10 protein-coding genes and 1 pseudogene are annotated in these 8,154 nt (G+C 68.0%); 4 read left to right on the forward strand and 7 right to left on the reverse strand.

Annotated features, from left to right (window positions below; translation table 11 throughout):
- Positions 1-582, reverse strand: a 582-nt coding sequence (locus AC1DDH_RS20235; RefSeq protein WP_476956178.1) for a helix-turn-helix domain-containing protein, incomplete at its 3' end; no start/stop codon positions are given.
- 127 nt (positions 583-709) lie between these two features.
- On the reverse strand, positions 710-1,792 hold the full coding sequence (locus tag AC1DDH_RS20240) for an FUSC family protein (protein ID WP_476956179.1): 1,083 nt from the start codon (positions 1,790-1,792) through the stop codon (positions 710-712).
- Positions 1,793-2,035: 243 nt separating this feature from the next.
- Here AC1DDH_RS20240 and mscL point away from each other — a divergent pair, with 243 nt between their 5' ends.
- The 3 genes from mscL to AC1DDH_RS20255 all read left to right on the forward strand — a co-directional run bounded on the left by mscL (position 2,036) and on the right by AC1DDH_RS20255 (position 4,211).
- A complete protein-coding gene (gene mscL / locus AC1DDH_RS20245; RefSeq protein ID WP_476956180.1) occupies positions 2,036-2,551 on the forward strand; it encodes a large conductance mechanosensitive channel protein MscL in 516 nt (171 codons plus the stop codon).
- Between the two features lie 94 nt (positions 2,552-2,645).
- Complete coding sequence (locus tag AC1DDH_RS20250) at positions 2,646-3,239, forward strand: DinB family protein (protein ID WP_476956181.1); 594 nt, start codon at positions 2,646-2,648, stop codon at positions 3,237-3,239.
- A 90-nt stretch (positions 3,240-3,329) separates the two neighbouring features.
- Complete coding sequence (locus tag AC1DDH_RS20255; RefSeq protein ID WP_476857683.1) at positions 3,330-4,211, forward strand: ACT domain-containing protein; 882 nt, start codon at positions 3,330-3,332, stop codon at positions 4,209-4,211.
- A gap of 63 nt (positions 4,212-4,274) precedes the next feature.
- On the opposite strand, the gene AC1DDH_RS20260 is transcribed toward AC1DDH_RS20255, so the two are convergent.
- Positions 4,275-5,234, reverse strand: a complete 960-nt coding sequence (locus tag AC1DDH_RS20260) for a diacylglycerol/lipid kinase family protein (RefSeq protein WP_476859615.1) — start codon at positions 5,232-5,234, stop codon at positions 4,275-4,277.
- A 172-nt stretch (positions 5,235-5,406) separates the two neighbouring features.
- Between AC1DDH_RS20260 and AC1DDH_RS20265 the strand changes: the two genes are divergently transcribed.
- Positions 5,407-5,643: a hypothetical protein gene (locus tag AC1DDH_RS20265; protein ID WP_476851420.1), complete on the forward strand. Its 237-nt coding sequence runs from the start codon at positions 5,407-5,409 to the stop codon at positions 5,641-5,643.
- Positions 5,644-5,727: 84 nt separating this feature from the next.
- Here AC1DDH_RS20265 and AC1DDH_RS20270 read toward each other — a convergent pair whose 3' ends face one another.
- The 4 genes and pseudogenes from AC1DDH_RS20270 to AC1DDH_RS20285 form a co-directional block, all read right to left on the reverse strand.
- Complete coding sequence (locus tag AC1DDH_RS20270) at positions 5,728-6,534, reverse strand: IclR family transcriptional regulator domain-containing protein (protein ID WP_079555075.1); 807 nt, start codon at positions 6,532-6,534, stop codon at positions 5,728-5,730.
- A gap of 62 nt (positions 6,535-6,596) precedes the next feature.
- Entirely contained in the window at positions 6,597-7,304 is a 708-nt protein-coding gene (locus AC1DDH_RS20275) for a 3-oxoacid CoA-transferase subunit B (protein WP_230007404.1), read from the reverse strand.
- A 1-nt stretch (position 7,305) separates the two neighbouring features.
- On the reverse strand, positions 7,306-7,965 hold the full coding sequence (locus AC1DDH_RS20280; protein WP_476851417.1) for a 3-oxoacid CoA-transferase subunit A: 660 nt from the start codon (positions 7,963-7,965) through the stop codon (positions 7,306-7,308).
- An 18-nt stretch (positions 7,966-7,983) separates the two neighbouring features.
- Positions 7,984-8,154 (reverse strand): annotated as a pseudogene (locus tag AC1DDH_RS20285) (3-oxoadipyl-CoA thiolase); the annotation flags it as partial.

The following is an 8,154-nucleotide window of genomic DNA, read 5'->3' on the forward strand; positions in this document are numbered from 1 at the left end:
GTGGTCGTCGATGACGGTGTGGACATAGGCGGTCCCGATCAGTGGCCCGCGGTGTCTGCTGCGCGCCTTGTCCGGGGTTCCTGCCCGGTTCCGGTCTCCTTGCTGCCGCCCAACGTAGCGCCAGCCGCCGCCGTGGGGGATATTGCCGAGCTTCTTCACGTCGACGTGGATCATGGCCCCGGGCCTGTCGTGCTCGTACCGGCGGATGACCTCCCCGGTGCGCTTGTCCACGTGGTGCAGGCGGTTCAGCCGGCACCGGACCAGAACCGCGTGCACGGTCGAGGCCGGCATGGCCAGCTTCGCCCCGATCGCGACCGGCCCCAGCCGTTGCTTCCAGCGCAGGTGCACTACCTTGCGCACCAGCTGCTGCGGCGTCCGGTTCGCCACCCGGTGCGGGCGCGAGGACCTGTCGGCCATGCCGTCCTGACCCATCGCGGCGTAGCGGGCCGCCCACCGTTTGGCCGTGGGCCAGGAGCAATTGAACTGCTCGGCAGCCCGGGACACCGGCCAGCCGTGGTCTACGACCAGACGCGCGACGCGCAAACGTTGGCGTGGAGTCAAAGCGGCATTAGCGTGGGACACGAGGACCTCCTGGTCGCTGCAGCGGTTGTCTAAGCAACTCCACTGTGCAACCGGAGGTCCTCACCTTTAGGTCAACGACTCCAGCGAGTCATCACATTCACCGAACCAACGTCCCTGGGCAGTACACCTAGGAGAAGCGCTCCGGGGTCCGCGCCTCGCGGCGGCCCCTGAGTTTGCGCCACGCGCCGGGCGCCAGCACGACGGCGATGCCGACGGCGGCGCCGATGATGGTCTCGACGATTCTGTCGCGGAGCAGGAGGCCGGGCGGCACGGGCGCCACGAGAAGCGTCGAGGTCAGGGCCAGCGGCGTGACGAAAACCTGCGCCAGCATGTACTGGCGCGCGATGAACATCTCGGCGCCGAACTGGCACGCGGCAATGACCAGCACCGTCTGCCAGGGCGTCGGCTGCAGGAGCAGGATGCCGGCGAGCAGCACCAGCCCCAGGGCTGTGCCCGCGATTCGCTGCAGGCCGCGGCTGACGCGGTGCCGGGTGGTGTGGCCCACCAGCGGAACGACGGCGGCCACCATCGCCCAGTAGTTGTGGCCAATGCCCAGCCATTCCCCGGCCAGGGTTCCCAGCGTTCCCGCCAGGCCTGCCGCCACGAGGTAACCCCAGCTTTCATGCCACGCGGCGCGTTTCTCCCGCGGAGTGAGGGCCGCCGGTCTCGGATTCACCCACGGGGTCCGGTGGCTCCGGGCCACCCGCGAGGACAGGCCGAGCAGCAGGGAGAAGGCCACCGTGAGGACGGCCACCAGCATGGCCTGCCACAGCGGCGGCTGGTTGGGGATTGACGCGATGGCCGCGAACGCGAAGATATGGAACAGCGAACCGGAGGGGCGCAGGCGCCACCACGCGACAACCAGGGAGCAGCCCCACGCGATCACGGTGGTGGCCACCACGAGGACCCAGGTGGTGCCTGCCGCCGACAGCCCGGCCAGGGCGTCCACCCGCGCGGTGAGGGCGGCCAGGAACATCACCAGCAGCATCAGCCCGCCGCCGCGGACCTGCAGGGTCAGACGCCTGGCGTGCGGCTCGTTGCGGCCGTAGATGCCGGTGAAGGCGCCGAAGGAAGCGAAGATTGCCAGATCCAGGCGGTCCAGCAGCACCAGCGTGATCAGCGGAACAAAGACTCCCACGGCGCAGCGGAAGGCAACCTGGTGGTCCTTGTTGCCCGGCGCGATGGTGAACATCTCGGCGAACACCTTCATAGCGCCGGCCTCACAGCGAAAAAGCTCTTCATGGGCGGGTTCTCACGCATTTTTTCATGAGTTCAGGCGCCTTTCGTTACAGCCGGAGTGTTACGACGGCGGCGCTGGCATCCAAGAGGGAGTTTACGCCGGAACGGCGCGGCGGCGGCATCGGAATCCGTTGATCGGGATCGGCCGGCTGCACCGCGAAGTGGTAGCGTCTATCGGTTGAATCAAGCCCGCACCGCACACCGGAGGTTCCCCATGCTCAAAGGATTCAAGGATTTCATCCTGCGCGGCAACGTGATCGAACTGTCCATTGCAGTCGTGGTCGGCACCGCCTTCACGGCCCTGGTCAGTGCCTTCACCGCAAACGTCGTTAACCCGATCCTGGCTGCCGCCGGCGGAGTCGAGACCCACGGCCTGGGCTTCTACGTCTGGCCTGGCAACGACAAGACCTTCGTCAACATCGGCGCCGTGGTGACGGCCTTCCTGACCTTCCTGATTACTGCCGCGGTGGTGTACTTCATTTTCGTGGCCCCCATGAACCGGATCAACCGAATGGTCAAGAACCGGCTCAAGGCAGCCGAACCCGAGGAGAAACCGATCCCGGCCGACACCGCTCTGCTGGCCGAGATCCGCGACCTGCTGGCCAATCTGGCCGGCCCGGACTCCGCCGCCACCCGCGCCCGCGTCGGTGAACACCCGGACGGGGAACACCCGCACGGGAAGGCACACTCGTCCGAGCCGGCCGGAACCGCAAGCCGAACTCACGTCTGACCCGTCCTTGCCGGGCCCTCTGGCGGGCGGCCGGACCGGAGTGCTTTGATGTAGGGGCCCCGCCGCGCGAGCTGGGCTGCCAAGGAGGAACACCATGCCGGACCTTAGTTGGAACCACGAGCTGGTGGACCAACTGGACTGGCATTTTGCCAATCAGGCCCGGCCGCGGCTGGAGGGGTTGACTGACCACGAGTACTTTTGGGAGCCGGTACCGGGCTGGAATGTCCGCCGCAAAGACGCCTCAACGCCGCCGGCCGCGCCGGGTTCGGGTGAATTCACCATAGATTTCAGCTACCCGGAGCCCGTTCCTGCTCCGGTGACAACCATTGCGTGGCGCCTGTGCCACATTCTGGTCGGCGTCCTCGGCGCACGCACGGCATCGCACTTTGGCGGCCCACCGTTGGACTACCAGAGCTTCGCCTACCCCGGCACCGCGGCCGGGGCACTGGCCCAGCTGGACGAGTACTACGGCCGGTGGGTCCACGGCGTGAAGGGCCTCCACGAATCGGGATTGGCGGCACCCTGCGGGCCGGCCGAGGGCCCGTACGCCGATGCCCCCATGGCAGCACTGGTCCTGCACATCAACCGTGAGATGATCCACCACCTGGCCGAGGTCGCCCTGCTCCGCGACCTTTACGCCCACCGCCACCTGCTCCAGCGCGGCCCGGAGGGTGGACCGGACCTGTAACAGCACGATCACTCGGCCTGGCCCGGTCCCGGCGCGAAACCGTCACCCGGCGGCAACCCGGCCGAAACAGCCGGCCGGAATCATGGGAGCATGACGCGCAACGCTACAGGCAAAAACCCTGCCAAAACCACCGGCAAAGCCCAGTCCCCGGCCACCTCCGAGTTGAGCTGCGAAGTGTGCGGCCAGATGCCCGAACCGACCAAGGCACGGCTGACCCTGGCCAATGTCGCCGTGATGCTCCCGATCGAACTGCTGGTGCACGCGGCGGTGGTGCAAACCCACCTGCCATACGTTGCCAAGGTCCTGGTGCTGACCATGACCGCGACCATCCTGGTGATCTGGGTGGCCGAACCCTCGGCGGCCCGGATGCTCAGGGGCTGGCTGCATGCCCCGGCCCTGCGGCACCGCAAACGGCTCGGCGCCGCACCCGCCCTGTGGCGGGCGCGGACCGTCCTGAAAGACAAGCCCGGGTCGCTGCAGAAACTGACGCAGGCCCTGGCCGGCCTGAACACGAACATCCTCAGCATTCATGTTCATCCCGTGGCCGGCGGTGTGCTGGACGAGTTTGTGCTCTCGGCCCCGGGCGAAGTCCGCGAAGCCGAGCTGCTCCGGGCGCTGCGGGCCGGCGGCGGAGCGGACCCGCACGTCTGGCCGACCACCGCCCTGGCCATGGCCGACGGGCAAACCGGCGCACTGAGCCTGGCCGCCCGGATCGCCGCCAGCCCGGAGGAGCTGCCGCTGGCGGTCGCGGAACTGCTGCGGGCACGGATCATCCCCGGAACGGCCGCCGGCATCACCGAGGGCCCGCCCTCCACGGGCGGTGACGGGACGGTCCTGAAAATCCCTACGGCGTGGCACGGGCCCATTACGTTTTCCCGGCCCGGCGAGCCGTTTACGCCAGCCGAGTCCGCCCGCGCACACCGTTTGGCCGAACTCGCGGAGATCCTGGCGCACCGGCCGGCGGCGCGTTAGCCGGCACGGCCGGCCGGTGGCCCGGCTGGCCGGTGAAATAGCCGCCCGATGGTTGGCGCGGGGTCAGATTCCTGTCATCCGGATGGTGAGGGCATCCTGCTCGACCGTGACCTTGAGGTGCTTGGCCTTGCCGAGCGGGTCGCCGTCGAGCTGGAATTCCTGCTCGTGGGCGAGTTCGATCTCGGCTGACTTTCCGGCGAAATATTCCACCGACGCGTTCTTGGCGTTCCTCCGGCCGAAGACGCCGGCCAGCACATCCAGCCAGCCGAACCGGCCGATGGGGGCCAAAATCACGACGTCCAGGATGCCGTCGTCGATCTTGGCGTCGGGAAAGATCTCCACGCCACCCATGATCTTGCCGCAGTTACCCACCATCACGCTGCGGATGCGGCGCCGTACCGGGTGCTCACCGTCAATGCTGATTTTCGCCCTGATGGGCTTGCCCGGCAGGTGCCGGATGCCCGCCTCAACGTACGCGAGCCAGCCCACGCGGTCCTTGAGTTCGTCGACGGTGTTGGCCATGATGGCGGCGTCGTAGCCAAGTCCGGCCATCACCAGGAAGGTGGATTCCGTCTCGGCGTGGTCCAGCGTGGCCTTCACCACGTCCACCTTGGTGTCCGTGCCGCTCAGGACGTCGTAGCTGGCCGCCACGGGGTCGGTGATGTCGATGCCGAGATTGCGGGCCAGCAAGTTCCCGGTCCCCAGGGGCACCAGGCCCATCGGCGTTCCGGTGCCTGCGAGGACTTCCGCCACGCAGCGGACCGTTCCGTCGCCGCCTGCGGCGATTACGACGTCGACTCCGGCCTCCAGTGCCTCGCGGGCCTGGCCCAGCCCGGTGTCCTCCTTCGTGGTTTCCAGCCACAGCGGCTCCGCCCAGCCCTGGGTCTCGCACAGGCGGAAGAAGGAGGCGCGGAAGCTCTCACCGGGAGACTTCATGGGGTTGATAACCACGGCGGCGCGCCGGGACGCTGTATTGTCCCCGGTTTCCAGGGTCTCCGACGTCGCGGTGCTGTTCTCTGTCATGGCGTCCTTAGGGGCAATTCGGCGGAGGGTTCCCGAACTAAAATCCTAGCCGCAGTGCCCGCGTAACCTGCGCAGGGCCGGCGCGAATCGTGGACGCGCGCTCCGCAGGCTCACTAGACTGGGTTTCGTGATGTGCCGGAGGCTGCGCTCCGGACGCCGAAAGCGGGGGCAGATGACTGAAACAGAGAATTACTCAGCGACGGCAGAATCATCCAGCGTCGATCCGCACGACTGGGGCCGGGCGATGGCGCTGGCGCTCACACGGCTGGCCGAGCAGATCGCGCCCGGAGGCAGCGAAGACATCCATGCCCTGCTGGTGGGCAGGGACCTGCACTTGAAAATCGGTGACGAACCCGGTGGCGTGACGATCACGGTTTCAACAGAGCCCATCCCGGATCCCGCTGCCTGACGGTTCTCTTTCCAGACGTACCCCTTCCCGGACGTACTTCTTTCCAGACGTACGCCTTCCCAGACGTCCCGTCTGAGACGCGGTTCACCGGCCCGAGGTCAGGTCCTCGGAGATAATTTCCGCCGTGGCCAGCGCCGCCTCACGCACGGCCTTGAGGTAGGCGTCCGGGTCGGGCTGCGCGGACACCGTCTGGGCCTGCAGCGAGACGTTGATGGCCGCCACCACTTTCGGCCCGTCGTGGACGGGCGCCGCGATGGACATCAGGCCCAGCTCCAGCTCCTGGTTCAGCAGGCACCAGCCCTGGGCGCGAACAGTATCCAGCTCCGCCAGGAGGGCGGCCCGCGTTCCGATGGCTCCGGGAGTGAGGGGCCGGATCTCGGCGGCCGCGAGGTACTCTTCCAGCTTCGCCGGCGGGAGGGCCGCGAGCAGCACCCTGCCCATGGAGGTGGCGTAGGCGGGGAAGCGGGTGCCCACCGTGATGCCGACCGTCATGATCCGCCGGGTGGACACCCGGGCGATGTAGGCGATGTCGGTGCCTTCGAGCACCGCGGCCGACGTCGACTCCCCCAGTTCGAGGGAGAGCTCTTCCAGATGCGGCTGGGCGAGCTGCGGCAGGGAGAGCCCGGACAGGTAGGCGTAGCCGAGCTGCAGCACTTTGGCAGTCAGGGCGAAGATCTTGCCGTCCGTGCGGACATAGCCCAGCTCCGCGAGCGTGTGCAGGAACCGCCGGGCGGTGGCCCGGGTCAGCTCGGTCCGGGCCGCCACCTCGGTCAGCGTCATCTTGGGGTGTTCCGTGTCGAAGGCACGGATCACGGCGAGCCCGCGCGCCAGCGACTGCACGTACTGGTCGCTGGCCGCGGGCGCGCCGCCGCTCTTGGCTGGCTCAGTCATTTTCCGCCTCTCGGTCCCGCATCACTTTAGCGGTGCCCACAGCTTGTCCGGCCGCAGGCCTGTCAGCTTGGGTCCGCCGCCCGGAGCGGCATCGGGACCATGGCCTGGAGTTCCTCGAGCGTGCAGCCGAAGGTCTCCCGCACCTGGACGCCGTCGGGTCCGGTCAGGAAGACGGCCTTGTCGGTGTAGACGCGGGTCACGCAGCCGATCCCGGTGAGCGGGTACGTGCAGGTCTCCACGAGTTTGGACACGCCGTCGCGGGTCAGGAGCGTCATCATGACGAAGACGTCCTTGGCGCCGGTGGCGAGGTCCATGGCGCCGCCGACGGCGGGGATCGCGTCCGGGGCCCCGGTGTGCCAGTTGGCGAGGTCGCCGGTGGCGGAAACCTGGAAGGCGCCCAGGACGCAGATGTCCAGGTGTCCGCCGCGCATGATGGCGAAGGAGTCAGCGTGGTGGAAGTAGGACGCCCCCGGCAGTTCGGTCACGGGGATCTTCCCTGCGTTGATGAGGTCGCCGTCGATCTGGTCCCCGGTGGCCTCCGGGCCCATGCCGAGCATGCCGTTCTCGGTGTGGAGCGTGATGTTCTGCTCCGGCTCGAGGTAGTTCGAGACCAGGGTGGGCTGGCCGATGCCGAGGTTCACGAACGATCCGGGGACGATGTCGCGGGCCACGAGGCGGGCGAGATCGTCACGGCCCAGCGGCTTGCCGGACGTCTGGAGATCAGCCTGGTTGCCGGTCCGCAGACTCTGGTCATTGGTTGGGATGCTCATCTCAGGCCACCTTCACAATGCTGTTGACGTAGATGCCGGGGGTCACGATGTTTTCCGGGTCCAGTCCGCCGGTGGGGACGATCCCGGACACCTGGGCGATGGTGTGTTTCGCGGCGGCGGCCATGATGGGGCCGAAGTTCCGCGCGGTTTTACGGTAGACCAGATTGCCCCGGCCGTCCGCCGTGAGGGCCTTGATCAGGGCGACGTCGGCGTGGATGGGGGTCTCGAACACCTGCCACTTGCCGTCCAGGAAGCGGGTTTCCTTGCCTTCGGCGAGCATGGTGCCGTAGCCGGTGGGCGTGAAGAAACCGCCGATCCCGGCGCCGGCGGCACGGATCCGCTCGGCGAGGTTTCCCTGCGGGACCAGTTCGAGCTCAACCTCGCCGGCGCGGTACCTGGCGTCGAAATGCCAGGAGTCGGACTGCCGCGGGAAGGAGCAGATCATCTTCTTCACCCGGCCTTCCTTGATCAGCAGGGCCAGGCCCTGGTCGCCCTGGCCGGCGTTGTTGTTCACCACGGTCAGGCCGGTGGCGCCGCACTCCAGCAGCGCGTCGATGAGCTCGAACGGCTGCCCGGCGTTGCCGAAGCCGCCGATCATCACGGTGGAACCATCCTTGATGCCGGCGACGGCCTCGCCGACGGTGTCGATGAAATTCAGCATCTGTCTTAGCCCTGTCCTCTATGCCGCATCGCGGGAAGTTACGTTTTCGAGCACGACGGCGAGGCCCTGGCCGACGCCGATGCAGATCGCGGCGACGCCCCAGCGCTGCCCGGAGGCCTGCAGGGAACGGGCCAGGGTGCCCAGGATCCGCCCGCCGGAGGCGCCGAGCGGGTGGCCCATGGCGATCGC

This window comes from Arthrobacter sp. 10T425 (assembly GCF_056393985.1).

Bases quoted from the DNA above. Each gene is read 5' to 3' on its own strand.
- AC1DDH_RS20250 (WP_476956181.1), top strand. From the start codon at position 2,646: ATGCCGGACCTTAGTTGGAACCACGAGCTGGTGGACCAACTGGACTGG.
- AC1DDH_RS20275 (WP_230007404.1), bottom strand. From the start codon at position 7,304: ATGAGCATCCCAACCAATGACCAGAGTCTGCGGACCGGCAACCAGGCT.
- AC1DDH_RS20255 (WP_476857683.1), top strand. From the start codon at position 3,330: ATGACGCGCAACGCTACAGGCAAAAACCCTGCCAAAACCACCGGCAAA.
- AC1DDH_RS20270 (WP_079555075.1), bottom strand. From the start codon at position 6,534: ATGACTGAGCCAGCCAAGAGCGGCGGCGCGCCCGCGGCCAGCGACCAG.
- AC1DDH_RS20265 (WP_476851420.1), top strand. From the start codon at position 5,407: ATGACTGAAACAGAGAATTACTCAGCGACGGCAGAATCATCCAGCGTC.
- AC1DDH_RS20260 (WP_476859615.1), bottom strand. From the start codon at position 5,234: ATGACAGAGAACAGCACCGCGACGTCGGAGACCCTGGAAACCGGGGAC.
- mscL (WP_476956180.1), top strand. From the start codon at position 2,036: ATGCTCAAAGGATTCAAGGATTTCATCCTGCGCGGCAACGTGATCGAA.
- AC1DDH_RS20280 (WP_476851417.1), bottom strand. From the start codon at position 7,965: ATGCTGAATTTCATCGACACCGTCGGCGAGGCCGTCGCCGGCATCAAG.
- AC1DDH_RS20240 (WP_476956179.1), bottom strand. From the start codon at position 1,792: ATGAAGGTGTTCGCCGAGATGTTCACCATCGCGCCGGGCAACAAGGAC.